At 64.7% G+C, this 26,384-nt stretch carries 27 protein-coding genes and 2 tRNA genes; 19 read left to right on the plus strand and 10 right to left on the minus strand.

Going from position 1 to position 26,384, the window contains the following annotated elements:
- Positions 1–40: 40 nt before the first annotated feature.
- The 3 genes from I603_RS05940 to I603_RS05950 all read right to left on the minus strand — a co-directional run bounded on the left by I603_RS05940 (position 41) and on the right by I603_RS05950 (position 2,932).
- Positions 41–673 carry a class I SAM-dependent methyltransferase gene (locus I603_RS05940; RefSeq protein ID WP_169711380.1) on the minus strand — a complete coding sequence of 211 codons (633 nt, stop codon included), beginning with the start codon at positions 671–673 and terminating at the stop codon, positions 41–43.
- Positions 674–675: 2 nt separating this feature from the next.
- The gene (locus tag I603_RS05945) at positions 676–1,890 is read right to left on the minus strand and encodes a BtaA family protein (protein WP_068863056.1); all 1,215 of its coding nucleotides are present in this window, start codon (positions 1,888–1,890) and stop codon (positions 676–678) included.
- Positions 1,891–1,969: 79 nt separating this feature from the next.
- Positions 1,970–2,932: a threonine ammonia-lyase gene (locus I603_RS05950; RefSeq protein ID WP_068863058.1), complete on the minus strand. Its 963-nt coding sequence runs from the start codon at positions 2,930–2,932 to the stop codon at positions 1,970–1,972.
- A 122-nt stretch (positions 2,933–3,054) separates the two neighbouring features.
- On the opposite strand from I603_RS05950, the gene I603_RS05955 reads away from it, so the two are divergent.
- The 4 genes from I603_RS05955 to I603_RS05970 are packed head-to-tail and all read left to right on the plus strand — an operon-like array spanning position 3,055 to position 7,049.
- A complete protein-coding gene (locus I603_RS05955; protein ID WP_068863060.1) occupies positions 3,055–4,281 on the plus strand; it encodes a saccharopine dehydrogenase family protein in 1,227 nt (408 codons plus the stop codon).
- Positions 4,281–5,288: a N(4)-(beta-N-acetylglucosaminyl)-L-asparaginase gene (locus I603_RS05960; RefSeq protein WP_084439885.1), complete on the plus strand. Its 1,008-nt coding sequence runs from the start codon at positions 4,281–4,283 to the stop codon at positions 5,286–5,288. Before I603_RS05955 ends, I603_RS05960 begins: the two co-directional genes overlap by 1 nt.
- Complete coding sequence (locus tag I603_RS05965) at positions 5,288–6,481, plus strand: carboxynorspermidine decarboxylase (protein ID WP_068863062.1); 1,194 nt, start codon at positions 5,288–5,290, stop codon at positions 6,479–6,481. Before I603_RS05960 ends, I603_RS05965 begins: the two co-directional genes overlap by 1 nt.
- Positions 6,482–6,518: 37 nt before the next feature.
- On the plus strand, positions 6,519–7,049 hold the full coding sequence (locus I603_RS05970; protein WP_068863064.1) for a type III secretion system chaperone family protein: 531 nt from the start codon (positions 6,519–6,521) through the stop codon (positions 7,047–7,049).
- On the opposite strand, the gene I603_RS05975 is transcribed toward I603_RS05970, so the two are convergent.
- The gene (locus I603_RS05975) at positions 7,046–8,101 is read right to left on the minus strand and encodes a DUF3137 domain-containing protein (protein ID WP_232305259.1); all 1,056 of its coding nucleotides are present in this window, start codon (positions 8,099–8,101) and stop codon (positions 7,046–7,048) included. The genes I603_RS05970 and I603_RS05975 overlap by 4 nt on opposite strands.
- Positions 8,102–8,211: 110 nt before the next feature.
- Here I603_RS05975 and I603_RS05980 point away from each other — a divergent pair, with 110 nt between their 5' ends.
- Both I603_RS05980 and I603_RS05985 read left to right on the plus strand, forming a co-directional pair.
- The gene (locus I603_RS05980; RefSeq protein ID WP_068863068.1) at positions 8,212–8,784 is read left to right on the plus strand and encodes a LemA family protein; all 573 of its coding nucleotides are present in this window, start codon (positions 8,212–8,214) and stop codon (positions 8,782–8,784) included.
- A gap of 226 nt (positions 8,785–9,010) precedes the next feature.
- Positions 9,011–10,216 (plus strand): type III PLP-dependent enzyme, encoded by a 1,206-nt coding sequence (locus I603_RS05985; RefSeq protein ID WP_068863070.1) that lies wholly within the window; start codon positions 9,011–9,013, stop codon positions 10,214–10,216.
- Between the two features lie 112 nt (positions 10,217–10,328).
- Here I603_RS05985 and I603_RS05990 read toward each other — a convergent pair.
- A tRNA-Pro gene (locus tag I603_RS05990) sits at positions 10,329–10,405 on the minus strand.
- A gap of 113 nt (positions 10,406–10,518) precedes the next feature.
- On the opposite strand from I603_RS05990, the gene thyA reads away from it, so the two are divergent.
- The 5 genes from thyA to I603_RS06015 all read left to right on the plus strand — a co-directional run bounded on the left by thyA (position 10,519) and on the right by I603_RS06015 (position 15,468).
- The gene (gene thyA, locus I603_RS05995; RefSeq protein WP_068863072.1) at positions 10,519–11,487 is read left to right on the plus strand and encodes a thymidylate synthase; all 969 of its coding nucleotides are present in this window, start codon (positions 10,519–10,521) and stop codon (positions 11,485–11,487) included.
- Between the two features lie 114 nt (positions 11,488–11,601).
- Positions 11,602–12,918: a 3-methyl-2-oxobutanoate dehydrogenase (2-methylpropanoyl-transferring) subunit alpha gene (locus I603_RS06000; RefSeq protein WP_068863073.1), complete on the plus strand. Its 1,317-nt coding sequence runs from the start codon at positions 11,602–11,604 to the stop codon at positions 12,916–12,918.
- A complete protein-coding gene (locus tag I603_RS06005; protein WP_068863075.1) occupies positions 12,915–13,979 on the plus strand; it encodes an alpha-ketoacid dehydrogenase subunit beta in 1,065 nt (354 codons plus the stop codon). Before I603_RS06000 ends, I603_RS06005 begins: the two co-directional genes overlap by 4 nt.
- Positions 13,980–13,986: 7 nt before the next feature.
- Positions 13,987–15,273 carry a dihydrolipoamide acetyltransferase family protein gene (locus I603_RS06010; RefSeq protein WP_068863077.1) on the plus strand — a complete coding sequence of 429 codons (1,287 nt, stop codon included), beginning with the start codon at positions 13,987–13,989 and terminating at the stop codon, positions 15,271–15,273.
- 118 nt (positions 15,274–15,391) lie between these two features.
- Positions 15,392–15,468, plus strand: a tRNA-Asp gene (locus tag I603_RS06015).
- 43 nt (positions 15,469–15,511) lie between these two features.
- On the opposite strand, the gene I603_RS06020 is transcribed toward I603_RS06015, so the two are convergent.
- The 4 genes from I603_RS06020 to I603_RS06040 all read right to left on the minus strand — a co-directional run bounded on the left by I603_RS06020 (position 15,512) and on the right by I603_RS06040 (position 17,330).
- The gene (locus tag I603_RS06020; RefSeq protein ID WP_068863079.1) at positions 15,512–15,766 is read right to left on the minus strand and encodes a DUF2842 domain-containing protein; all 255 of its coding nucleotides are present in this window, start codon (positions 15,764–15,766) and stop codon (positions 15,512–15,514) included.
- Positions 15,767–15,768: 2 nt separating this feature from the next.
- Positions 15,769–16,341 (minus strand): 5-formyltetrahydrofolate cyclo-ligase, encoded by a 573-nt coding sequence (locus I603_RS06025; protein WP_086621866.1) that lies wholly within the window; start codon positions 16,339–16,341, stop codon positions 15,769–15,771.
- A gap of 300 nt (positions 16,342–16,641) precedes the next feature.
- The gene (locus I603_RS06035) at positions 16,642–17,109 is read right to left on the minus strand and encodes a cell division protein ZapA (RefSeq protein WP_068863082.1); all 468 of its coding nucleotides are present in this window, start codon (positions 17,107–17,109) and stop codon (positions 16,642–16,644) included.
- Between the two features lie 5 nt (positions 17,110–17,114).
- Positions 17,115–17,330, minus strand: coding sequence for a hypothetical protein (locus I603_RS06040; RefSeq protein WP_068863084.1), 216 nt, complete (start codon positions 17,328–17,330; stop codon positions 17,115–17,117).
- Positions 17,331–17,568: 238 nt separating this feature from the next.
- On the opposite strand from I603_RS06040, the gene tkt reads away from it, so the two are divergent.
- From tkt to thiE, 7 genes are all read left to right on the plus strand, one after another.
- On the plus strand, positions 17,569–19,545 hold the full coding sequence (gene tkt / locus I603_RS06045) for a transketolase (protein WP_068863086.1): 1,977 nt from the start codon (positions 17,569–17,571) through the stop codon (positions 19,543–19,545).
- A 15-nt stretch (positions 19,546–19,560) separates the two neighbouring features.
- Positions 19,561–20,568 carry a type I glyceraldehyde-3-phosphate dehydrogenase gene (gap, locus tag I603_RS06050; RefSeq protein ID WP_068863087.1) on the plus strand — a complete coding sequence of 336 codons (1,008 nt, stop codon included), beginning with the start codon at positions 19,561–19,563 and terminating at the stop codon, positions 20,566–20,568.
- Positions 20,569–20,745: 177 nt separating this feature from the next.
- Entirely contained in the window at positions 20,746–21,951 is a 1,206-nt protein-coding gene (locus tag I603_RS06055) for a phosphoglycerate kinase (protein WP_068863089.1), read from the plus strand.
- A 1-nt stretch (position 21,952) separates the two neighbouring features.
- Positions 21,953–22,378, plus strand: coding sequence for a nuclear transport factor 2 family protein (locus I603_RS06060; protein WP_068863091.1), 426 nt, complete (start codon positions 21,953–21,955; stop codon positions 22,376–22,378).
- 4 nt (positions 22,379–22,382) lie between these two features.
- The gene (locus I603_RS06065; protein ID WP_068863093.1) at positions 22,383–22,835 is read left to right on the plus strand and encodes a PaaI family thioesterase; all 453 of its coding nucleotides are present in this window, start codon (positions 22,383–22,385) and stop codon (positions 22,833–22,835) included.
- 123 nt (positions 22,836–22,958) lie between these two features.
- On the plus strand, positions 22,959–23,843 hold the full coding sequence (locus tag I603_RS06070; RefSeq protein WP_068863095.1) for a fructose bisphosphate aldolase: 885 nt from the start codon (positions 22,959–22,961) through the stop codon (positions 23,841–23,843).
- Between the two features lie 41 nt (positions 23,844–23,884).
- A complete protein-coding gene (gene thiE, locus I603_RS06075; protein ID WP_068863097.1) occupies positions 23,885–24,538 on the plus strand; it encodes a thiamine phosphate synthase in 654 nt (217 codons plus the stop codon).
- Positions 24,539–25,197: 659 nt separating this feature from the next.
- On the opposite strand, the gene I603_RS06080 is transcribed toward thiE, so the two are convergent.
- Positions 25,198–25,641, minus strand: a complete 444-nt coding sequence (locus I603_RS06080) for a hypothetical protein (RefSeq protein WP_068863098.1) — start codon at positions 25,639–25,641, stop codon at positions 25,198–25,200.
- A 173-nt stretch (positions 25,642–25,814) separates the two neighbouring features.
- Here I603_RS06080 and efp point away from each other — a divergent pair, with 173 nt between their 5' ends.
- On the plus strand, positions 25,815–26,378 hold the full coding sequence (gene efp, locus I603_RS06085) for an elongation factor P (RefSeq protein WP_068863100.1): 564 nt from the start codon (positions 25,815–25,817) through the stop codon (positions 26,376–26,378).
- The last annotated feature ends 6 nt before the right edge of the window (positions 26,379–26,384 follow it).

Raw genomic sequence — 26,384 nt, forward strand, 5'->3', positions numbered from 1 at the left:
CTAACTGCGCAAGCGGCAATGGATTGTCAAATGCAACCCATCAGGCGCGAAGGACATGCAGCTGGAAATAACCGAGCGGCCCGCGCCGGCTTTCGAGCGACAGGCCGCGCGCTGCCGCGATACGGGCGGCGACGGCGGGCAAGGCGGTTCTGGGTTTCACGTGAAACTTCGCCAACCAGCCTCTAAGCAGGGTCTGGAGGGGGTCTGGCAGCCCTTCAAGGTCGCCGAAATCGACCACGTGCAGCTCTCCGCCCGTTGCCAGCTGCCCGGCGGCATGATCCATCGCGCCTTGCCAATCGGGGATCATCGAGAGCGAATAGGACAGCACGATCCGTTCGAACGCGGGCTCTCCCAGCAGGCTTTGCGGGTCGAACGAACAGGCATCGCCTTCGCCCAGTCGCGCCTCGCCGCCCAGCGCCGCGCGCGCGCTCTTGAGCATTTCGGCCGAGATATCGAGCCCGAACAAGCGCACTCCCGGCCAGGCCTTGCCCACCTTGGCGAGATTGCGTCCGGTGCCGCAGGCGACTTCGAGCACCCGCATCTCCGGTGCGGCCGCCAGACCTTCGATCAGCGTGTCACGCCCGAAAAGGTAATATTTGCGTGTGAAATCATAGATATGACGTTGCCCGCGATAGACCTCGTCCATCAGCGCGGCGTGGGAGGTGGTCGCCATGCTCAGACCAGCTCGTAGACATGCACACCGCCATAGATCGATGAACGATCGCGGCGGGTGCAATCGGCCGAAACCTCGTCGAGATAACGCCACCTGGACAGGATCGCATCGTCCAGCCGCCCGGGCAGCAGGCTCGGCTCGGCAGCGGTGCGGAACAGCACGCGGGCGCCGGGACGGCTGGCGCGGGTGATGCGGCTCCACAGGTCATCGAGCTGGGCATTGTTCATCCAGTCCTGCGCATCGAGCAGCACGAAGCGGTCCATGCTGGCCTCCTCGCGCGCGCCGATCCAGTCGACCATATTCACGCGGGTAACCTCCAGCCGCTGCACCCGCTCCTTCATCGCCTCCCAGTTGGCGCGCTGGAGATAGGGCGGGAGCGGCGCGGATTCCGAACGGTCATAGCCGCGCCCGAAGGCCTGCCATGCGAAGTAGTTATCCTTGACTGCGAAATCGCAGGCGAGTTTTTCGAGCCGCCGCCGCAGCACCTCGGCCATGCGTTCATCGCCCGCCAGATGCTCGAACTGGGCGGGCGGGATACCGAGACCGAACAGCGAGGCGGGCTGATCGGTCAGCCAGCGGATGAACTTCTTCTCGAATACCGGAGCCAGCTCGCGCTCGAACACCTCGCGCTGTTCCTCCAGCGTCGAGGCTTCGAGAACCCGTGACAGGTCGATCTTGTAAAGTCTCGCAAAGACGTGCGCCAACCCGATGAAATTGCCGAGTAATCCCTGGCGATAGATGCCCCGCGTGAAATAGGAGATGCGCCTGCGGCCGCGAATGTCGCGCTTTTCCCAATAGGCGCGGCTTTCCGCGTCGAGGTGGGGCGCGATCATGGTCCGGTAGACTTCCGCATTCTCCTTGTGGTCGGCATGGGCGAAAAAGCGGTGGAAGCGCTCGTAGTTCGGCAGATGGCGGATCGCCGCGATCTTGAGCTTGCCCAGCGCCACATGCGCGCGGTTGAGATCTACCGCGGTCACGCTTTCAGGGTTCGCGGTGAGATAGGACAGCGCGTTGCAGGACCCGCTGGCGATGCACATCACGCGCGAATCCGGCTGGATGGCAAGGCCTTCCATGTCCACCACCGGATCTTCCCAGATCTGGGCATAGACCAGCCCCTTGAAGGCGAGGGCGAAGGCCCTGTCGAGCAGCTTGTCGCCAAGCCCCGCGTCCTTGCGGACCACCGCATCCTCGATGATCCGCTTTGCCTGAGTTGCCATGCGCGCCTTGTCCTTTGCCGTAGCGTCAGGCGGCGGTCATATGGCCCTTGCATGTCGGCAGTGTTACGCTTTCCACAGGCTAATCGGTGCCGGTGATGGTCGCCGCGAAGGCCGCCGGATCGGCATTGCCGCCGGTCAGCATGATGACGGTGTCCGGATCGACCGGAACCTTGCCCGCCAGCGCCGCCGCCAGCGCCGCCGCGCCGCCCGGTTCGACCACGAGGTGAAGCTGCGCAAAGGCGAAGCGCTGCGCTTCGCGCACCTCGGCGTCGGTCACGCTCACGCCCGGTTCGGCGCGTCCCTTGAGCAACGCGAGGTTCAGGGGCTTGGTTATATTGGGCTGGAGCGCGTCGCAGATCGTCTTCGGCGCATCCGGCGCGGCATGGACCAGTTCGCCCGCCGCCATCGCCTGCCCGACCATGTCCCAGCCCACCGGCTCGACGGGGTGGATCGCACTGTTTGGCGCGCCCAGCGCCAGCCCCGCCGCCAGCCCGCCGCCGCCGCAGCAGGCGATGATCCGCGACGGCGCGTGTCCGAGCTGCGCGGCGATCTCGATCGCGGCGCTCCCTTGCCCCTCGATCACCCACGGATCGCCGAACGCATGGACGAGCGTGCCGCCCCGTTCCGCGATCAACCGCGCCGCCACTTCGTCGCGGTCCTCGCCCGGGCGCTGGTAAAGCACCACTTCGGCCCCCAGCGCCTGCGTGTTCGCCAGCTTCACCTGCGGCGCATCATGCGGCATCACGATCGCCGCGCGGATGCCGAGCCGCTTTGCCGCCCAGGCCACGCCCTGCGCATGATTGCCCGATGATACCGCGACTACGCCGCCCTTACGCTCCTCGGGCGTGAGCGAGGAGAGCCGCCACCACGCGCCCCTGATCTTGAAGGCGCCGATGGGTTGCAGGTTTTCCGCCTTCACCCATGCCGGCACGCCATTGATTGCGACCGGAAGCAGCGGCGTGGGAGGCAGGATCGCGGCGACAGCCTCGGCGGCTGCGCGCACGCCCCCGGTGGTCGGCATTCTGACATTGTCCTGGATCATTTGTCCCCTCAGGCGCGTTCGACTAATTGGTTCTCGCTTTGCCTTGCCCCAAAACCGGTTCCCACTTTTCGGGGCAATGCTTTAAGGCACGCGCAAGATTCGCATAACGAAAGGTTCCTATCATGTCGGCAGCAAAATCCAGCACCGTCCTTGTCATCGGTGCCGGCGGGGTCAGCTCGGTCTGCGTCCACAAGATGGCGTTCAACCCGGACATCTTCCCCGAAATCCACCTTGCCAGCCGCACCAAGTCGAAATGCGACGCGATTGCCGCGAGCGTGAAGGAGCGCTGCGGGCGCGATATCGCGACCTACGAGATCGACGCCGAGGAAGTCCCGGCGATGGTCAACCTGATCCGCAAGACAGGCGCAGGGTTAGTCGTCAATCTCGCGCTGCCCTATCAGGACCTGCCGATCATGGACGCCTGCCTTGAAGCGGGCGTCGATTACCTCGACACCGCGAATTACGAGCCCAAGGACGAGGCCAAGTTCGAATACAAGTGGCAGTGGGCCTATCACGACCGCTACAAGGATGCAGGGTTGATGGCGCTGCTGGGTTCGGGCTTCGATCCGGGCGTCACATCCGTCTTCACGATGTGGCTCAAGAAGCACAAGCTCAAGACCATCCGCCAGCTCGACATTCTCGATTGCAACGGCGGCGATCACGGCCAGCATTTCGCCACCAACTTCAACCCGGAAATCAACATCCGCGAAGTGACCGCGCCTGCGCGGCACTGGGAAGGTGGCGAGTGGGTCGAGACCCCTGCCATGTCGAACAAGGTGGCCTTCGACTTCGAGGCCGTGGGCCCGAAGAACATGTACCTGATGTATCACGAGGAGCTGGAAAGCCTCGCCAAGTTCGTCCCCGAACTGGAGCGCGCGCGCTTCTGGATGACCTTTGGGGACCAGTACATCACGCACCTCACCGTGCTCCAGAATGTCGGCATGACCTCGATCGAGCCGGTCAAGTATCAGGGCAAGGACATCATCCCGCTGCAATTCCTCGCCGCCGTGCTGCCCAAGCCCGAAACGCTGGGCGAGACCACCAAGGGCAACACCAATATCGGCGTGATCGCGACCGGCGAGGCGCTCGATGGCTCGGGCGAGAAGACGTTCTACATCAAGAACATCTGTTCGCACGAAGCCGCCTATGAGGAAACCGGCAACCAGGCTGTCAGCTACACCACCGGCGTGCCCGCGATGATCGGCGCGGCGATGATGGTGCAGGGCAAGTGGGCCGGCGAGGGCGTATTCAACATCGAACAGATGGACCCCGATCCCTTCATGGAGATGCTCAACGCGCACGGTTTGCCGTGGAGCGTCGAGGAAATGGACGGGCCGGTAGGATTCTGATGAGCGACAAGAGCATCCTTACTCGTCGCGGGTTCATTGGCGCCTCATCGGCTGCCGCAGGGTTGGCGGCCACCACGCGGCTTTCGGCGCAAGCCGGGGCGGGTGTCGGCGGAAAAGCAACCGGCCCCTTCATTCTCACGACATGGGACTTTGGCCCCGGCGCGAACGAGGAAGGTTGGCCGATCATCGCGGCTGGTGGTTCGGCGCTTGATGCGGTTGAGAAAGCCATCAATTACGTCGAGCTGCTCCCCGATGAATACTGGGTAGGCTATGGGGGGGTCCCCAACGAAGTGGGTGAGACCACGCTTGATGCGACGATCCTGTGGGGTCCAACCCATGATTGGGGCGGCGTGGGGTGCCTGAAGCGGGTCAAGCGCGCCATCTCTGTCGCGCGCAAGGTCATGGAGGAGACGCAGCACACGTTGATCGTCGGTGATGATGCAACGCGGTTTGCTGCGCGCATGGGGTTTGCCGAGACCTCGCTTACCAATGTCCGTTCACAAACCAGGTGGGAGGAATGGGCGGCCAAAGGTGAGCCCACCGACGCCTTTAATCCGGAGCCTATCGGAACGCCCGACGGCTTGCCGGGGCATGACACAGTCGGCACCATTGCGGTTGACGCGGACGGCAACCTTAGCGTCGGATGTTCTACCAACGGGCGCGAGTTCAAGATCCCGGGCCGTGTGGGCGATTCGCCGATCCCCGGTGCGGGCTCCTATGGCGATCAGGAGGTCGGCGGCGCGGTTGCGACAGGCAATGGCGATGTCATGATGCGCTTTTTGCCATGCTATCACGCGGTCGAGCTTATGCGGCACGGGATGCCGCCGCAGCTCGCTTGCGAGGCTGCGATCAAGCGGATCACCGACCGTGGGTACCAGTTCGGCGGCGGTATGGCGGCGATCGGTATGGACGGCCGGCATGGCGGAGCGCAGGCCGGGTGGGAAACCGAAGGCTTCAGCTATTCTGTGCGCGATGCGAGCGGAAATGTGAAAGTGCCGGTGGTCTGATGCAAACCAAAGCAGGTGATCCGGGCGCTTTCGCCCATTTCGATCTGTCGCGCGTCGACAGCCCCGCCTTCGTGGTCGATGCCGCCAAGCTGCGCGCCAATTGCCGCGTGCTGGCCGGTGTGCGCGATGCAGCTGCGGCCGACGGGGCCGATATCAAGGTTTTCGCGGCATTGAAGGCGTTCTCGATGTTCTCGGTCGCGCCGATCGTCGGCGAATATCTCGACGGGGTTTCGACCTCGGGCCTGTGGGAAGCGCGGCTCGCATCCGAGTTCTACGACGGCGAGATCGCCACATACTCGGCTGCCTTCAAGCCCGAGGAGCTGGAGGAGATCTGTCGCCTCTCCGATCACGTGATCTTCAACTCGCCCGGCCAGCACCAGCGCGCACGGCTGATCCTCGAACAGGCCGCCGCCAACGGTGCGCCGGTCAGCGTCGGCTTGCGCATCAATCCGCAGGTAGCCACCGGCGAGGTCGCCAAATATGACCCCAGCGCCCCCGGCTCGCGCCTCGGCTATCCGCTCGACCAGCTCACAGAAGAAGACATGGAAGGGATCGAGGGCATCCATTTCCACAACCTGTGCGAACAGGATTTCGAGCCGCTGCGCCAGACTTGGGACCGCGTGTTCGACGCGATCGAGCCGTATTTTGACCAGCTCAAGTGGATCAACATGGGCGGCGGCCACCATATCACCCGCGCCGATTACCAGCGCGAGGAGCTGGTCGAATTCCTGAAGGACGCGGCCGAGGATACCGGTTGCCAGATCATCCTCGAACCCGGCGAGGCGGTGGCGCTCGATGCCGGAATTCTGGTCGGCACGCTGCTCGATACGCACTTCAATGAAATGCCGGTGGGGATCACCGATATCTCGGCCACCTGCCACATGCCCGACGTGCTCGAGGCGCCCTATCGCCCGGCTATGCTGGGAGAGCTGACCGATCCCGCGATCATCCCGATCCGCCTTGGCGGGCCGTCCTGCCTCGCTGGCGACGTGATCGGCGATTATCGCCTGCCCGTGCCCGCCGAACCCGGGGCGCGTTTCGCCTTCCTCGACCAGGCGCATTACTCGATGGTCAAGACCAACACCTTCAACGGTGTGGCGCTGCCGAGCATCTGGCTGTGGGACAGCGAAACCGATGCGCTCGACTGTATCAAGCGCTTCGACTACGAGGATTTCAGGGATCGACTGAGCTGAACCCGGGCGCGCCCGGCCGGCGCTTGCGGGAGGCACTATGAAATTCGTTCCGATCATCGCGGCATGCGCGCTTGCGCTCGCGATTGGTGCGCCTGCGCGTGCACAGGACTATGCGGGCGACCGCGTGAAGGCTTCGGTCGGCGCGGCCGATCTGGCCGCGATTGTCGGCTCTCTGGGCCATCAGGTGCTTGAGGAAGGCGAGGGCGAGGAGGTTCTGGTGCTGGCCGAGAACCCGGACCAGCTGCGCTATGTCCTGCTCGGCACTGCCTGCGACATGGACGTTGTGCCCGGCTGTCAGGGCGTGCTGATGCAGGTGCAGTTCGATCTGCCGCCGGCCACGACCTACGAGACCGTGGCCGCGACCAACCTCAATTTCGCCGCGCTTAACGTGTGGGTCGATTTCGAGGAGAAGTCACTGGGCTTCACCCGCTACGTGGTGCTCGACCAGGGTGTCACCATGGCGAACATCCGCGCCAATGTGGAGGTCTTGCTGGCACTGGTGGCCGAAGCCTACCCGTTGGCTGCCGGCGAGCCGGAGCAGACGGACATTGGCGCGTCGAGCGCCTAGAGTCCCTTTCGGCCAAAGCCGCCCGCGCGCGGCATGGCCGCGACCGGCCTTTCGTTTTCGAGCATGCCCGTATCTGCTTGGGGCAGGTTGCCGGAGGGGCTTGCACCGGGGGGGATTGCCTCGCCCATGGTCCGGCCGCGTTCGTTCTGGTTGATCGCCAGCGCAAGCCCTGCCAGCGCCGCGATCTGGTCGGCGGTTTCCTCGGCGCGCATCCGGTCCTCGTCCGGGTTCATCGTGCCGCTTTCGAACAGGTTGCTGCTTTCGACCGCGAGGATGACATCGCCCCGGGCAAACAGGGCGCGCATTTCCTTGGCGCCGAAAGCCGTCTCCAGCCGCAGCAGGTGCTCGATATAGGAAGGATGCACCAGCACGCGCGCTTCGACCTGATCATCGCTGAACAGGGTGAATTTCTCGGCGAAAGCGGGGTGGACCTGATCGACCAGATCGAGCCGGTGACCCTTGAAGCTGACACTGTCCGCATCGCTGCCGAGCCCGAACCACTTGCGATGCTTGCCCGCGCGTTGCAGCAGGCTGGTCGAGCGGAACGGTCGCCCGAAGCCCATCTCGATGATCACCCCCCGGAATACCGTGACCCAGCGCCGGTTGCGGCCTGAGCCGCGGCGTTCCTCGCAATGCGCCTCGTAGAGGTTGAAGCTGTGCCCTTCGAGCATGCCGTGCCAGCGATCCTCGCAGCGCACGCGCTGGTGCGAGGGGACGAGCCCGTAACGTTTGGCCGCCTCGAATTCCGCGCCCGGTTCGACCTCGTGCGAATAGGATATGCCAAGGCTTGCGGCGATCGCGGAATTGATCCCGATCTTGATCGCCTCCTTGGCCTCGGCAATCGGCTGGTAGCCCCACACGACCGCGCCGATAATGGCGATGAAGCTCGCAATGCTGCGCGATCCGAAATCCCACACTTCGCCGAACCACAGGAAGGCCAGCACCGGCATCAGCCCAGCGGCCGCCCATGTCCAGCGGCTGGCGGCGCGCTCCTTGGCCTGGCTGCGCATGCCGGTCTGACCGGCGAGCCACTGGCCGAGGTCCCCTTGCATCAGATGTCCGACATTTGCGCGCATGCTCAGCGCCCTAACGCGATCTTGTGTGCAATCCCTTAACGATTGCGCCCTATGCTGACCGCCAAGCTAAAGGGAGCTGATGCATCATGGTTGATATTCTCGGCTGGTTCTGGACTTCGGCGATCCTTGTGATCGCGGTTGCTCTCGTGCTGCTGTTGATCGGCATCTACAACACGCTCGTGCGTCTGCGGCAGAACGTGCGGCAGGGCGTGGCGGATATTGATGCACAGCTGCGCCAGCGGCATGACCTTATTCCCAATCTGGTCGAGACGGTTAAGGGCTACGCCGGGCACGAGGCCGGCACGCTCGAAGCGGTGATCGCGGCGCGCAATGCCGCGGCGCGGGGCGAGCCGTCCTCGCGCAGCGAACAGCAGCTGCGGGTCGCGCTCGACAACCTGCTTGCGCTTGGCGAGGCCTATCCCGATCTCAAGGCTTCAGCCAATTTCCAGGTGCTCCAGAGCGAACTGGCCGATGTCGAGGACAAGCTGGCCGCTGCCCGCCGCGCGCTCAACGCGGCTACCGCCCGCTTCAATTCCGCGCGCGAATCTTTCCCGGCGGTGCTGTTTGCGGGTCTCCTCGGATTCGGCGAGGCGGACTTCCACCGGCTCGACGACAGCGAGAAGGGCAGCGTCGACCAGGTGCCACGGATCGCCTTCTGAGTGCGACGGAACGTGCAGAAAAACAGGAACAATTTCGTCGCTCTCCGTTGAAAGAGCATGATCAGTCTTCAAAAAATGACCCCCCGCCCCGTGCGGGGGTTTTTTTCGTTTGCATTTTGGCCCCCAGACCCTAAATGCGCGCTTCCGCTGCCCCAAGGGGACTTCCAAACCGCAAGGCAGCTTGTCGTTTTATGGTTTCAACAAACCGTTTTGGGGGTCCCTTGAGTTGCACATCTATCCCGATGCCAAGGCTGTAGTCCGCGACCTTCGTCCGGACGAACCCGTTATCCTCAACCGTCCGCATGCTGCGCGGAGGGCCGCCCGCTTCTTTGTCGAGAAGTTTCCGGGCAAGGTGCTCTATGCGGTGAAGGCAAATCCCGCACCCGATCTCATCCAGGTGCTTTGGGATGCAGGCGTGACGCATTACGATGTCGCCTCGATTGCCGAGGTGCGGCTGGTGCGCGGTCTGCTGCCGCAGGCGGTGCTGTGCTTCATGCACCCGGTAAAGACCACCGCGGCGATCGCGGAGGCCTATTTCGAGCACGGCGTGCGCACTTTCAGCCTCGATTCACTCGAAGAGCTGGAAAAGATCGTCGATGCCTGCCGCAATCCCGAAACCGGCGAGGCCGCGCGGGACCTGCGCCTGTGTGTCCGGCTGCGCGTGTCGAGCGAATATTCCGAGCTCAGCCTCGCGTCGAAGTTCGGCTGCGACCTGATCGAAGCGCCCGCGCTGCTCCAGCAGGCCCGCCAGCATTGCGACTGGCTGGGTGTGTGCTTCCACGTCGGCAGCCAGGCGATGACCCCGTTCGCCTTCGTGCAGGCGATGGACCGCACCCGTGCGGCGATTGCCGAGGCATCGGTGGTGATCGACATGGTCGACGTGGGCGGCGGCTTTCCGAGCGCCTATCCCGGCCTCGAACCGCCGCCGATGGAAGATTATTTCGCGATTATCGCCCGTCACTTCGAAGCCCTGCCGATCGCCTACAACGCCGAGCTGTGGTGCGAGCCGGGCCGCGCGCTGTCGGCCGAATACAGCTCGATGATCGTGCAGGTGAACAAGCGCCGGGGCGAGGAGCTCTACATCAATGACGGCGCCTATGGCGCGCTCTATGATGCGGCGCATGTGGCATGGCGTTTCCCGGTGCGTGCGCTGGAGGACGACCTGATCGAGGAAGACGGCGATTTCGCCTTCTACGGGCCGACCTGCGACGATGCCGACTACATGAAGGGGCCGTTTGCACTTCCGGCGGACATTCAGGCAGGCGACTATATCGAGGTCGGGATGCTGGGCGCTTATGGCGCGGCGATGAAGACCGGCTTCAACGGGTTCGGCGCGGCGCAGGTGGTGATCGTGCAGGACGAGCCGATGATGAGCCTGTTCGACGGCAGCCGCGTGCGCGAGGCAGCCGACAATGTGGTCAGCCTGCGCTAGGGCGCGCCCGAGCTTACCGTTTCGGCCAAACACCAGGACGCCGGGGCAACCATGTTGCTCCGGCGTTTCTGCATACGCCAGTCAGGAAAAACCGCCCGTGAGCGGAGGAAATTGGTCGGGGAGAGAGGATTCGAACCTCCGGCCCCTGCCTCCCGAAGACAGTGCTCTACCAGGCTGAGCTACTCCCCGACCGTGTCGGCTCCGCAAGGGCAAAACCCCGGTGCGGATCGAGGCAAGGCGCGCCCTATAGGTGTGGATGAGCACAGTGGCAAGCGGGCAATTGCGCTCTTATAGTCACCCGCATGGCCAGCGCAGCGATTCCCCTTTCCGACGGCGGCAAACCGCATCCCGAACAGCAATATCTCGATCTGATGAAGACCATCTGGGAGACGGGCAGCGAGCGGCAGGATCGTACCGGCGTGGGCACGCGCTCGATCTGCGGGGCGGTGCTGCGATTCGATCTGGCGGACGGGGCCATGCCGCTGATCACCACCAAGCGGGTCTACTGGAAGACCGCGACGCGCGAATTGCTGTGGTTCCTCACCGGCGAAACCAATATTCGCCCGCTGGTGCTGCAAGGCGTGAAAATCTGGAACGAATGGCCCCACGCCAATTATGTCCGCCAGACCGGCGAGGATATCGCTCTGGATGATTTCGTTGCGCGAATCGCCGATGACGAAGCCTTCGCTGCGCGCTGGGGCGATCTCGGGCCGGTCTACGGCAAGCAGTGGGTCGACTGGCCGACCTATCGTTATCGGCCTGATGGCCTCTACGAAAAGGGCGAGGGGATCAATCAGGTCGCGCAGCTGATCGAAAGCCTGCGGACCAGCCCCGGCAGCCGCCGGCACATCATCGAAGGCTGGAACGTCGCCGAACTTGACCGCATGGCCCTGCCGCCGTGCCACAAGACCTACCAGTTCCATGTCGCGGGCGAGGGTGAGAGCGCGCGGCTCAACTGCCTGCTCTACCAGCGCAGCTGCGATGTCGCGCTCGGCCTGCCTTTCAACTTGTGGTCAGCTGCGCTTCTGACGCGGATGATTGCGCAGCAGGTCGGGATGCAGCCGGGCGAGCTGGTGTGGATGGGCGGGGACGTTCACCTCTACCTCAATCACGCCCATCTGATCGAGGAACAGCTGTCCCGCGCGCCGCAGGGCCAACCCAGGCTCGAGATTGTGCGCCACCCGGAAACAATATTCGATTACGCGATAGAGGATTTCGTGGTGCATGATTACGTGCCGCTGGCTCCGATCAAGGCCCCCGTTGCGGTGTGACATTCGCCCATGCGTCACGCTTGACCGCACTCGGGCGCTGAAATAAAAATACACGGTCAAGCAATGATTGCACTCGCCTGAGGGCGGGGTGCGAAGCAAGGGGAGAGCGCTGTCATGGCCGAAGAGGCCCAACCTGCGAACCTGGCAGCGAGCGGCGGCAAGGCCAATCGCCCGGCGCTCGCCCTGCACGTGCCCGAGCCGAAATATCGTCCGGGCGATACGGTCGATTTCTCGGATATCGACATCGGCAAGGCGGGTGCGCAGCCGCGTCCCGACGAAAGCGCCCATCCCTCCGAAATGGGTGAACTCGCCTACAGCCTGATCCGCGTGCTGGGCGAGGACAATCAGGCCCACGGTCCCTGGAATCCCCGGCTCGATGCCGATACCCTGCGCGCCATGCTCGGCCACATGGCAATGGTGCGCGCCTTCGATGAACGCATGTTCCGCGGCCAGCGGCAGGGCAAGACCAGCTTCTACATGAAGTGTACCGGCGAGGAGGCGACCTCGATCGCGCCTGCCATGGCGCTCGCGAGTGACGACATGGTGTTCCCGTCCTATCGCCAGCAGGGCATCCTGATCGCGCGCGGCTATCCGCTGATCGAGATGATCAACCAGATCTATTCGAACAAGGCCGACAAGCTGAAGGGCCGCCAGCTGCCGATCATGTATTCGAGCCGCGAGCACAGCTTCTTCAGCATTTCGGGCAACCTTGCCACGCAATGCCCGCAGGCAGTGGGCTGGGCGATGGCAAGCGCGTGTCGGGGAGACAGCCGGATCGCGGCGAGCTGGGTGGGCGAGGGCTCGACGGCCGAGGGCGACTTCCACTCCGCCTGCACCTTTGCGGCGGTTTACAACGCGCCGGTGATCCTCAACGTCGTCAACAACCAGTGGGCGATTTCGAGCTTTTCGGGGTTTGCCGGTGCAGAGCGCACCACCTTTGCCGCGCGCGGCCTCGGTTACGGGATTGCGGCGCTGCGCGTTGACGGCAATGACGCGCTCGCCTGCTATGCCGCCGCCCAGTGGGCCGCCAATCGCGCGCGGGGCAATCACGGCCCGACCCTGATCGAATATTTCACCTATCGCGCCGAAGGCCACTCGACCTCGGATGATCCGTCCGGTTACCGTTCCGCCCAGGAACGCGAGGAATGGCCGCTGGGCGATCCGGTGATGCGCCTCAAGAACCACCTCATCGCGAGTGGCGAATGGGACGAGGAGCGGCAGGCGGCGATGGACCTTGCCTGCGCCGAGAAGGTCAAGGAAACCACCAAGGAAGCCGAGAAGAACGGCATCCTCGGCCATGGTCTGCACCACCCGTTCCACACCATGTTCGAGGATGTCTACGAGGAGCTGCCCTGGCATCTCGAAGAACAGGCCGAACAGGCGATCCGCGAGCGCATCACCAAGTTCGGCAGCGAAAGGCCCTTCGGATGAGCCCAGAATCGTCAAGCGTGACCGAAACCGCAGTGGAAGCGGCCACCGAACGCCGCCTCAACATGATCGAGGCGATCAACGAGGCGCTCGACATCATGCTCGCGCGCGATCCCGACGTGATCATCATGGGCGAGGACGTCGGCTATTTCGGCGGGGTGTTTCGCGCCACCGCCGGGCTTCAGGCGAAGCATGGCAAGACCCGCGTGTTCGACACGCCGATTTCGGAATGCGGGATCATCGGCGTCGCGGTGGGAATGGGCGCCTATGGCCTCAGGCCCGTCCCGGAAATCCAGTTTGCCGATTACATCTACCCCGGCCTCGACCAGCTGATCTCCGAAGCCGCGCGGCTGCGCTACCGTTCGGCGGGGGATTATATCGCCCCGCTTACGGTGCGCTCTCCCTTCGGCGGGGGGATTTTCGGCGGGCAGACCCACAGCCAGAGCCCCGAGGCGCTGTTTACCCATGTCTCGGGCCTCAAGACCGTGATCCCCTCCACCCCGCACGATGCCAAGGGGTTGCTGATCGCCGCGATCGAGGACAATGATCCGGTGATCTTCTTCGAGCCAAAACGCATCTATAACGGCCCGTTTTCCGGCTTCTACGACAAGCCGGTGGAGCCGTGGAAGAAGCACCCCGACAGCATCGTGCCCGAAGGTTACTACCGCATTCCGCTCGGCAAGGCGCGCACCGTGCGCGAGGGTGAGGCGATGACGATCCTCGCCTACGGCACGATGGTGCATGTGGTCGAGGCGGTGGCGCGCGAGAAGGGCGTGGACGCGGAAATCCTCGATCTGCGCACGCTGGTTCCGCTCGACATCGAGGCGATCGAGGCTTCCGTGGAAAAGACCGGCCGCTGCATGATCGTCCACGAGGCGACCCGCACCTCCGGCTTCGGCGCCGAACTCTCGGCGCTTGTCACCGAACGCTGCTTCTACCACCTCGAAGCCCCGGTCGAACGCGTCACCGGCTTCGACACGCCCTATCCCCACAGCCTCGAATGGGCCTACTTCCCCGGCCCGGTCCGCATCGGCGAGGCGATCGACAAGCTTCTGAGCGAGTAAGCGCACCATGGCGAAATTCACATTCAACATGCCCGACGTGGGCGAGGGCGTGGCCGAGGCCGAAGTCGTCGAATGGCACATCAAGGTCGGCGACCGGGTCGAGGAAGACCAGCACCTTGTCGATGTCATGACCGACAAGGCGACCATCGACATCGAAAGCCCGGTCGCGGGTGTGGTCACCGCGCTGGCGGGCGAGGTCGGCGACACCATCGCCATCGGCGCCATGCTGCTGGAGATAGAAGTCGAGGGCGAGGTGGAAGATCAGGCCGAACCCGCCCCAGCGCCGGCTCCCAGAGCCCCCGAGGTCGAGGAGCGGATCGAGGTGGAAACCTCTGACGTCTCCGATGCCGATGATGCGTTGGCCGCCGATCCCGAGCCCGAGCCGCTGCCGGCGCCCACGCCCGCCCCCGAGCCGCGCCACGAGGCCAAGGTTCTCGCCAGCCCCGCGGTGCGCCAGCGCGCGCGCGATCTCGGCATCGACCTTGCAGAGGTGAAGCCCGCCGAGGATGGCCGTATCCGCCACGGCGATCTCGACCAGTTCCTCGCCTATAATGCCGGCGGCGGTTTCGCAGCGGGCAAGGCGCGCGCCGACGAGACGATCAAGGTCATCGGTCTGCGCAAGCGCATCGCCCAGAACATGGCCGCGTCCAAGCGCCACATCCCGCATTTCACCTATGTCGAGGAATGCGACGTGACCGAGCTTGAGGACCTGCGCGCCCAATTGAACGCCTCACGAGGCGAAAAGCCCAAGCTCACCATGCTCCCGCTGCTGATCCGTGCGATCTGCAAGGCGCTGCCCGATTACCCGATGATCAATGCGCGTTATGACGACGAGGCAAATGTCGTCACCCGTTATGGCTCTGTCCATCTCGGCATGGCGGCGCAGACGGGCTCGGGCCTGATGGTGCCGGTGATTCGCGATGCGCAGAGCCGCAACCTGTGGCAGCTCGCGCGCGAGATCGGCCGTCTCGCCGAGGCAGCGCGCAGCGGCAAGGCCACCTCGGAGGAACTTTCCGGTTCGACTCTGACCGTCACCTCGCTCGGCCCGCTCGGCGGGGTGGCGACCACGCCGGTCATCAACCGGCCCGAGGTCGCGATCATCGGCCCCAACCGCATCGTGGAACGCCCGATGTTCGTCTCCGACGGCATGGGCGGCGAACGAATCGCCAAGCGCAAGCTGATGAACATCTCGATTTCCTGTGACCACCGCGTGGTTGACGGACATGACGCAGCCAGCTTCATCCAGAGCGTGAAGCGCCTGATCGAAAGCCCGGCGCTGCTGCTGGTCGAGTAGGCGAAAATAATGCGCCAGGGGGCCGCAAGAGGGCGTTGACAGCCCGATGCACCGGCCCTAATGGCGCTGCTCCACGAGCGGGACGGTATCGCCGTCATGCTCGGTCAGGACAAGATGCGCGGGTGTAGCTCAGTTGGTTAGAGCGCCGGCCTGTCACGCCGGAGGTCGCGGGTTCGAGCCCCGTCACTCGCGCCACTTGTCACCCAAGGCTACCGAAAGCCATCGAACAAGGCGGGCGTCAGTCCGCCTTTTCTTTTGCCTGAGGGGCAGGGGCGGGCGCGCTCCAGCGACCGGTTTCCATCCAGATCAGGAACCGCTTGAGCGGCAGCAGCCATACAAGGCCGAGCACGACATAGATCACCGTCTGGGCCCAGCCCGGCCAGTTGCCGATCAGCGAAGGCGCATAGCGCGCGATCACGATGCCATAGACCATCAGGGCTGCAAAAAGCGCAAGGATGCCGAAGGGAATTCGCCAGGTCGGGGTTTCGCGCATGGTCAGATCAGGCCATAAATCCGGGTCGGGGTGACAACCGCATCAAGCGGCAGGTCATGGGCTTCGGCGGGAAGCGCCTCACATAGCTGCGCGTCCCACGCCAGTCCAATGGTCAGGCGGCCGGGATGTTCCGCCAGCCAGCGATCATAATGGCCGCCGCCTTGTCCGAGCCGTTCCAGCGCGGCGGTAAAGCCCACCAGCGGGACGAACAGCACATCGGGCACCAGCGTGTCGGCACCGTCATCGGGCTGAAGCATCCCGAACGGGCCGGGTGCAAGGTCGCTCTCGCCATAGGGGTCGGTGTGGCGGGCGAAGGCCATGGGGGTGCTGCGCGCGGCGAAGGAGGGCAGGGCGATGGTGTGCCCGGCCTCGTGGAAGAAGCGCGCATAGCCGCCCGCAGGCGCCTCGAACGGCCCGGCATGATAGAGCCCGACCACCGCATCCGGCGCAATCCGCGCCAGCAGCGGGGCAGGGGGACGATGGAACAGCAGGCCCCTGACGGAATCGGGTAGGCTCTCGACATGCGCGCGGCGCGCGGTGCGAAGAGTGCGGCGAAGTTGGGATTTGGTGGTCACGCGATGCTCAATCCCGCTGAAGAGCGCTCAACGGGCCGCAGGCCCGCAAGGGCGACCGCCCGCCCACAGCCATGCGGCCGAACGGCCGCATGAGCGAGGATGCCCGAACAAGAACGTGGCGGAACCACCATGGGTCGTTTGCACTAGAAATCCTCTGACGCCAGTAACGTCAGGTGGGCGCCGTTTACCCGAGCGCTCGGGACGAACCCGCGAACCCGGGCAGGGACAGCTCCCATGGATTGCTTATAGCCTCAGGGATATTCAGTCGGCTCGTGCCGGGCAGTCCCGCCAAGACCTTATCTAGGCGTTCGCGCCAAACGCTTCAAGCGCCGCCGCGCTGGCTTCGGCGCGCTCGGCAAGCGCTTCGAGCCGCTCGGCAATCTTCTCGGCTGCCTCGGGCCCGCCGAACAGGTCGCCCTGCGGGGCGGGTGCGGGGGAAGGGGCCGGAGCGGCGGGCGCGGCACGCGCTTTTGCGAGTTCGGCCTCCAGCCGGGCCAATTCGGTCCGCAGCGCGGCGGTTTCCTCATCCCCGGCCGCGCCGGGCATGGCCGAGGGCGCCGTTCCGCCCTTGCGCGTCTCGGCCAGTTCGTCGGCGAGGAACAGCGCGGCAAACAGCAGGTTCTGCGCTTCGGTTGGTGCACGCGCGCTGCCGAGCAGCGCATATTTCTCCGCGATCATGGCACCGAGCGCTTCGATATGGGCTTCCTCACCGTCGGCACAGGCGACGGGATAGGATTTGGGGCCGATGGTCAGCGTCACGGTGCTCATGCGGGCTAGTCTTCCAGCTGGTCGATAAGTTCATCAAGTTCGCGAAGGCTTTCCGCCACTTGCTCGCGCAATTTCTCGTGCTGGTTGACCAGTTCGACGACTCTGGCCGAGGCTGCCGGTTGCTGTTCGGTTCGCGCCTGCGTCGCCTCGCGTGCCGCGGCAATCCGCTCCATCGCGGCTTCGATGCGCTGGACGGCGCTTTCGATGCGGCCTGCTTGCATGGGTTTCAGATACCAAGATTGGCCCGTTCACGCAAAGTCTTGGGGAGGGCTGTTGATAAGTCTTCGCGTCCGCGCCTGCCCTTGCGCGCCTGCACAAGGTTGACCTCATCCGGCGGCTCGGCAATGGCACAGCCCGCAACCGGGGGATCGAATCGCCCGGCCGCCTGTCTGGCGCGGCTCGGCTCGGGTTGGTCTCGGCGAGCAAGAGCCGGGACAGCAGCAGGAGAAACGTGCGCCCATGACGATCGAACCCGCCCGCCTGCCGCTCATGGCCAATGCCATCCGCGCCCTGTCGATGGACGCGGTCGAAGCGGCCAATTCCGGCCACCCCGGCATGCCGATGGGCATGGCGGATGTGGCGACGGCGCTGTTTACCGGCCACCTCAAATATGATCCCGGCGCACCGCATTGGGCCGACCGCGACCGCTTCGTGCTGTCGGCAGGTCACGGCTCGATGCTGATCTACAGCCTGCTCTACCTTACCGGGTATGCCGCGCCGACGATCGAGGACATTCGCAATTTCCGCCAGCTCGGTTCCCCTTGCGCAGGACATCCTGAAAACTTCCTGCTCGACGGGGTAGAATGCACCACCGGCCCGCTGGGGCAGGGGCTGGCGATGGCGGTCGGCATGGCGATGGCCGAGCGTCACCTCAACGCCGTGTTCGGTGACGATCTTGTCAATCACCGAACCTGGGTGATCGCAGGCGATGGCTGCCTGATGGAAGGCATCAACCACGAAGCGATCGGGCTGGCCGGGCACCTTGGCCTTGGCCATCTCAACGTGCTGTGGGACGACAACCGCATCACCATCGACGGCGCGACCGACCTTTCGACGTCCGAGGACATCAAGGCGCGCTATGCCGCCACGGGCTGGCATGTGACCGAATGCGACGGCCATGACTTCGCCGATATCGAGCGCGCGCTGAATGAGGCCAAGGCCGATCCGCGCCCCTCGCTCGTCGCCTGCCGCACGCTGATCGGCAAGGGCGCTCCCAACAAGCAGGGCACCAGCGCCACCCATGGTTCGCCGCTGGGCGGGGCCGAGGTCGCTGCCGCGCGCGAGGCGCTGGGCTGGACCGCCGCGCCGTTCGAGATCCCTTCGGATATTCTTTCCGATTGGCGCATGGCGGGCGAACCGGGCCGCCGCGCGCATGGCACCTGGGCGGGCCACCTCGAAGCCAGCCCCCGCAAGTCCGAGTTCGAGCGCCGCATGGCGGGCGACTTGCCCGCAGGGTTCACTCTTGATGATCACATCAACGGCCTGATCGCCGCGCCGCAGAAGATTGCCACCCGCAAGGCCAGCGAGATCGCGCTTGCCGCGATCAATCCGCAGCTGCCCGACACCATCGGCGGCAGCGCCGACCTGACAGGCTCGAACAACACACTGGCGGGCGGCATCGGCACCTTCTCGAAGGAGAATTACGCCGGACGCTACGTCTATTACGGCATCCGCGAATTCGGCATGGCCGCGGCGATGAACGGCATGGCGCTGCACGGTGGCGTGATCCCCTATGGTGGCACCTTCCTTGTCTTTACCGACTATGCCCGCGGCGCGATCCGGCTTTCGGCGCTCCAGCATTGCCGTGTGATCTATGTGATGACGCATGACAGCATCGGGCTGGGCGAGGACGGGCCGACCCACCAGCCCATCGAACATCTCGCCTCGCTGCGCGCGATGCCGAACCTGCTGGTGATGCGCCCGGCCGATGCGGTCGAAACCGCCGAATGCTGGCAGATCGCGCTTGAACAGAAAGACCGTCCGACGGTGTTGGCGCTCACCCGCCAGAACCTGCCGCAGCTTCGGCTCGAGGCGGGTGAGAACCTTTCGGCAAGGGGCGGCTATCGCCTGAAGGCGGCCGAAGCGGCGCGCAAGGTCGTGATCCTTGCCACCGGCTCGGAAGTCTCGCTCGCGGCTGAATGCGCCGCGCAGCTCGAAGCGTCGGGCATCGGCGCTGATGTCGTCTCAATGGTGTGCACCGAACTGTTCGATGCGCAGGATGCGGCCTACCGGGCCGAGCTTCTGCCCGCCGACGCGCTGATTGTTTCGGTGGAAGCGGCGAGCACCTTTGGCTGGCAGCGCTACACCGGCACCGCCGGCCTCAATATCGGGATCGACAGCTTCGGCGCCTCGGCCCCGGCAGGCGATCTGTTCGCCCATTTCGGTCTCACGGCGGAGGCAATTGTCCCGCAAATCCTTCAGAAATTGAACAGCTAAGCAGGAGCATTTCTCATGGCCACCAAAGTTGCCATCAACGGCTTCGGCCGCATCGGCCGGCTTGTCGCGCGCGCCATTCTCGAGCGCAGCGACCACGATCTTGATCTGGTCGCGATCAATGATCTGGCCGATGCGAAGTCCAATGCGCTACTGTTCGCCTATGACAGCGTCCATGGCCGCTTCAACGGCGAGGTAAGCGCCGAGGGCGATGCCATCATCGTCAACGGCAAGCGCATCGCGGTGACCGCCGAGCGTGATCCCGGCAAGCTGCCGCATGGCGAAATGGGCATCGACATCGTGCTTGAATGCACGGGTTTCTTCCAGTCGGACGAAGCGAGCCGCCCGCATCTGGCCGCCGGGGCCAAGCGCGTGATTATCTCGGCGCCCGCGACCGGCGTTTCCAAGACCATCGTCTACGGCGTGAACCACGAAACGCTGACGGCCGACGACGTGATCATCTCCAACGCCAGCTGCACCACCAACTGTCTCGCGCCGGTGGCCAAGGTGTTGAACGACACGGTGGGGATCGAGCGCGGTTTCATGACCACGATCCACAGCTACACCAACGACCAGCGCATGCTCGACCAGATCCACAAGGACCTGCGCCGCGCGCGGGCGGGGGCAGCCAACATGATCCCGACCACCACCGGCGCCGCGCGTGCGGTGGGCCTGGTGCTGCCGGAGCTCAAGGGCAAGCTCGACGGGTCGAGCGTCCGCGTGCCGACCCCCAATGTGTCGATGGTCGATCTGGTCTTCGTGCCGGGCCGCGACACCACGGCCGAAGAAATCAACGCCGCACTGAAGGCGGCTGCCGAAGGGGCGATGAAGGGTGTGCTCGACTATACGGACGAGCCGCTTGTTTCGAGCGATTTCAATCACTACCCGGCGTCTTCTACCGTCGATTCGCTGGAGACCAGCGTGATGGAAGGCAAGCTTGCCCGCGTGGTCAGCTGGTATGATAACGAATGGGGCTTCTCCAACCGGATGATCGACACTGCCGGGGTGATGGCGAAGTTTCTGTAAGCGCATCTCCCCTCCCGCCGAAGGTTGGCCCTGCCAAGCGTCAATTTGGAACAACGGGAGGGGCCGGGGGTGGGCCTATGCCTCTGGCGGCCGAAACCCGCCCCGCTGCGACTAGCCAGCAAGCTGGCAAGTCTCGCTGCCCCTCCCGCAGGTGGGAGGGGGTCAACGGAGTGAACCATGCCCAAGTTCAAGACCCTTGATGATCTGCCCGCCGATCTCACCGGCCAGGTTGCGCTGGTGCGTGTCGATCTGAACCTGCCGATGAAGGATGGCTCGGCCACCGATGTGACCCGCGTCGAGGCGGTGAGGCCGACCATTCTCGAACTGGCGGGCAGGGGTGCCAAGGTGCTGCTGCTGGCGCATTTCGGCCGTCCCGGGGGCAAGCGGCATTCGACGCTTTCGACCAGCATGGTGATCGGCGATGTCGAACAGGTGCTGGGCAAGGAAGTCATGTTCATCCCCGAAATTGCCGGGCCCGTTGTGGCGCAGGCGGTGGGCAGCATCCTGCGGCCGGGGGACATCGGTCTGCTCGACAACACCCGCTTCTGGCCCGGCGAGGAGGCGAACGATCCCAATCTCGCGCAGGCGATTGCGGCGCATGGCGACTTTTACGTGAACGATGCCTTCAGCGCCGCGCACCGCGCCCATGCCACCACCGAAGGGCTGGCGCATTTCCTGCCCGCCTATGCGGGCCGCTCGATGGAAGCGGAGTTGAAGGCACTGGACGCAGCCCTCGGCACGCCGGAACAGCCGGTGGCCGCCGTGGTCGGCGGAGCCAAGGTCTCGACCAAGCTTGCCGTGCTCGAAAACCTCGTGGGCAAGGTGCAGCACCTGATTATCGGCGGGGGCATGGCCAACACCTTCCTCGCCGCGCGCGGGGTGAATGTCGGCAAGAGCCTGTGCGAGCATGACCTTGCGCCCACCGTGGCGAAGATCATGGACGAGGCCGATCACGCGGGCTGCACCGTACACCTGCCCTATGATGTGGTGGTGGCGAAGGAATTCGCCGCCAACCCTGCATCCTTGCGCACCTGCAACGTCCACGAAGTCGCCGCCGACGAGATGATACTTGATCTCGGCCCGCAGGCGGTCGAGGCGCTCGCCGACGTGCTCAAGACCTGCCGCACGCTGGTGTGGAACGGGCCGTTGGGCGCCTTCGAGACCGAGCCCTTCGATGCGGCCACCGTGGCACTGGCGCGCACTGCGGCGGCGCTGACGCTCGAAGGCTCGCTGATCAGCGTGGCGGGCGGCGGGGATACGGTGGCGGCGCTCGCCCATGCCGGCGCTTCGGAAGATTTCAGCTATATTTCAACCGCTGGCGGGGCGTTCCTTGAATGGATGGAAGGCCGCGTCCTGCCCGGCGTGGCGGCGCTCGAAGGCTGAGATGGCCGATGTCGCGGGGCAGATCGAGGCGCTTGAACTGCGCCTGATGCGGGCCTGGCTTGCGGGTGACGCAAAGGAGACGAAAAAGCTCCTCGGGCGCGATTTCATGGCGATGATCGGCACCCTGCCGCCGCAACTGCTCGACCGGCCGAGTTTCCTGGCGGGAATCGAGCGCGGCTTTGCCTGCACCCGCTTTGCCTTTCACGAGGTGTTCGTGCGCGAGCACGGCAAGAGCGCATGGTTCGTCGCCGGCGCCGAGCTTGAGCTGGGGCTTGGCGCGAAGGTGTGGTCGGGCCCCTTCCTCGTTACCGGGCTGTGGCGCAAGGGTGCGATCGGCGGCTGGAAGCTCGCCGAGCGCAGTCTCGCGCAGCTCGAGGCGGGCGACAATCTCGCCGCGGCGGTCGGCAAACTGCAATTGTGGAAGTGAAGCGATGAGCGAAGCAGTCGAAACCTCCTATGGCGCCTTGAAAGTGATGGAAGAGGGCGAGTTTGCCGGGTGGCGGTTCTGGGAGGGCGATCCCTACGAGACCCGCTCCGGTCCGTTCTTCTATCGCCGCGAGGACGATGGCTCCTACGTCAGCGCCTTTCGTGCCGAGGCCCGCCACATGAACGGCGGCGGCTTCATGCATGGCGGCTGCATGATGACGTTTGCCGACTTCGCCCTGTTCGCCATCGCCACAGATGTGCTGGAAGGCGATCACGCGGTGACGCTTAATCTGGCGGGCGATTTTCTCGGCCCGATCGCGTCCGGCGCGCTGGTCGAGGCGCGCGGGGAAGTGACCCGCGGAGGGGGCAAGACGATCTTCGTGCGCGGTCTGGTGACGGGTGACGGCCAACCGGCGCTCAGCTTTACCGGCATCATCCGGCGTCTGTCGAAACGCTGATCGCGCGCACCACGTGTTCGCGGTTGCAGCATCCGCAAGGCCTCGCTAAGGGCGCGCTCGAAGGCCTGTGCATAGGTATGCACAGTGCAGCGAATTCGCGACGGCAACAGGGAAACGAGCGCAATGAACACCCAGGAAATGACGACCCGCATCGCCACCGGACAGGGGTTCATCGCCGCGCTCGACCAGTCCGGCGGCTCCACTCCCAAGGCGCTGCGCGGTTACGGGGTGGAGGACAGCGAATGGTCGGGCGATGACGAGATGTTCGCCCAGATCCACGCCATGCGCGCCCGCGTCATCACGTCCCCCTGCTTCGGCAGCGGCAAGGTGATCGGCGCGATCCTGTTCGAAAAGACCATGGACGGCGAAGTGGACGGCAAGCCCACTGCCGATGCGTTGAAGGCGCGCGGCATCGTCCCCTTCATCAAGGTCGATGAAGGGCTGGCCGACGAGGCTGATGGCGTCCAGTTGATGAAGCCGATGACCAGGCTCGACGCCCTGCTCGAAAAGTCGGTCGCCAACGGGATGTTCGGCACCAAGATGCGCTCGGTCATCAAGGCGGCCAATCCGGAAGGGATTGCCGCCGTCGTCGCGCAGCAGTTCGAGGTGGGCGCGCAGATCATCGCTGCAGGCCTGATGCCGATCATCGAACCGGAATATGACATCACCGCCGCAGACCGCGTCGCGGGCGAGGATATCCTTCTGGCCGAGATCATGAAGCACCTTGATGCGCTTGCGGAAGGTAGCCAAGTGATGCTCAAGCTGTCGATCCCTGCCACTGCCGGCCTCTACACCCCGCTCGTCAGCCACCCGAAGGTGCTGCGTGTGGTGGCGCTCTCGGGCGGGTTCTCGACCGATGATGCCTGCGCGCGTCTGGCGCAGAACCCCGGCATGATTGCCAGCTTCAGCCGCGGCTTGCTGCAGGACCTGCGCAAGACCCAGTCGGACGAGGAATTCGACGCGGTGCTCGGCAAGGCCATCGACCAGATTGCCAGCGCCAGCGTGTGAACAGGTGACAGTGGCGCGCGGAGCGACTAGCGAGCGCCGCCATGACCCAGACACAGCTCTATCTCATCTCCCCGCTCGACGTGGGCGGCGATTTCCCGCAGCGGCTCGAACGCGCGCTGGCAGCGGGCGCGCGCCGCCATGGTGATCTCGTCACCGCCTTCCAGTTCCGGGTAAAGGGCGTTGACAGCCACGAGGCCGCGCGCCTCGCCGAACCGCTTCAGGCCATCTGCGCCGCGCACGATGTGGCCTTCATCGTCAATGATTCGATCGCTCTGGCCAAGCGGTTGAAGGCCGACGGGGTGCATCTCGGGCAGGACGACGGCTCGCCGAAGGACGCCCGCGCCGAGCTGGGCCGCGAGGCGCAGATCGGGGTGACCTGCCACGCCTCCCGTCACCTTGCGATGGAAGCGGGCGAGGCGGGGGCGGATTACGTCGCCTTCGGAGCGTTCTATCCCTCGACGACCAAGGACGTTGTAAAGGACAGGGGGGGTGACGCCGAGCGCCCGCTTCCCGAACTCCTCAGCTGGTGGACGCAGCTGTTCGAAATCCCCTGCGTCGCCATCGGCGGGATCACGCCCGACAACTGCAAGCCGCTGGTCGAAGCGGGGGCGGATTTCCTCGCGGTGTCGGGGGCGGTCTGGAATGGCGACGAGGTTGCCGCGATTGAGGCCTTTGCCCGGGCCATGCGAGGCTAGACCCGGCGCGCGCGGCGGGATCGCATCGCCATGCCGCGTCCGCTTTCGGGCGTTGAGTTGCTGAGCGCGGATGGCCGGGATTGGGTGGGGAGCTGAAGTTCTGCTTGAGATCGACAATAGCTTGGGAGATTTGTAGCGCTCGCCTATTCCAGAAGGGCAATGAGTTCAGAAACTTGGAATCAAACAATGCGACTGCATGCCTTGCTGCTTTTCATCACTCTTGCCAGCTGCGCTAGTCCGGCGCCCGAGCGAAGCTCAACTCAAGAACTGACAGAGCGTGCTTACAAACATGCGCTGGCTGTGGGCCAAAGCGAGATTAACTGTCGAACGGCTATTGGGGCTGAGGCTGCCTTGGCTGTGGTGCGCTACTGTCGCGATGTTAGTTCCGCGAGCCATCCTCCATGCAACTCGGGAAATCGCTGCCAACTGATCGTCGAGCACATCCAGAAAATGTGTCAAGCTTTCCCAAGCGATGACGATCATCCGCTCCCCTGCACCGCCGGACTTCCTCCTCCAGACTGGGACCGGATAAGTAAGATGCCTGCGCTCTAAGTCGAAGTCTGGATGGCAGCAACGGGGTCGCTTGCCGAACGGCAGCTTTTGTCCATCATCAACCCCGAACCGGACGCTGCCTCTCCGGCGCTTTCGCCCGCCGCCTGTCAGCCGCGGTAGCTGCCCAGCCGGGTGCAGATCAGCTTCGACAGGCTGCCGTCGCTCTCCAGCTTCTGCAGGGTGTTCTCGCCCAGCACCCTGAAGCGTTCGTCCTTCTTGGGGCCGCGGGTGAAGACCAGTTCGCTGCCGCGCAAGAGGTAGATGCCGCTGCCTTCCGCGTTGCGGTAGCTCGAGGCGTTGCCGATAGTGAAGGCTTCGGCCTCGACCACCCGGAAGGCCTCGCCCCCAGCATCCCCCGGCAGGGCGCATTGCCATTCGCCGCGTTGCAGGGTGGACAGCATCCCTCCGCCGGGCGCCGCAGCCGGTCGGCCTTGCGGCACCGCGTCCTTGCGGTCCTGCGCGCTCGCATCCCGGGCGCCGGCAAAGCCCGATCCGAGGCTGGCGACGGCTGCGGCGAAAAGCGTCAGCAGGATGATGGTGCGGGTTCGCATGGCGCGCCTCTACCAGCCTCGCGGCGCCAAGACCACGGCTTTCCGGCGTCCGTCTGCCCGCGCTTGCCGAGCGATGCGCTATCGGCTATCGGCGCGCATCATTTCGGGTGGCACGCCGTGCAAGGCGGTGCGCCCATCTGCTCTTTCCACCTCGAATAAAGGCCCACAGCCCCATGAAGATCAGCGGCGTCGATATCCGCCCCGGCAACATTCTGGAATATGAAGGCGGCATCTGGAAGGTCGCCAAGATCCAGCACACCCAGCCCGGCAAGGGCGGGGCCTACATGCAGGTCGAAATGAAGAACCTGCAGGATGGCCGCAAGACCAACGTGCGCTTTCGCAGCGCCGACACGGTCGAGCGTGTGCGGCTTGATACCAAGGACTTCCAGTTCCTCTATGAAGACGGCGACATGCTGGTGTTCATGGATCAGGACACCTACGAGCAGATCAATCTGCCTTCCGACCTGCTGGGCGATGCGCGCCCCTTCCTGCAGGACGGGATGCAGGTGATGCTCGAGCTGTGGGACGAAAAGCCGATTTCGGTCGAATTGCCGCAGCAGGTCGAAGCCACCATCGTCGAGGCCGATGCCGTGGTGAAGGGGCAGACCGCTTCTTCGAGCTACAAGCCTGCGATCCTCGATAACGGCGTGCGCATCATGGTGCCGCCGCATATCGAAAGCGGCACGCGCATCGTGGTCGACGTCTACGAACAGGCCTACGTCGGCAAGGCCGGCTGAGGACAC

The sequence above is a fragment of the Erythrobacter dokdonensis DSW-74 genome (genome assembly GCF_001677335.1).
GTDB classification, from domain to species: domain Bacteria; phylum Pseudomonadota; class Alphaproteobacteria; order Sphingomonadales; family Sphingomonadaceae; genus Erythrobacter; species Erythrobacter dokdonensis.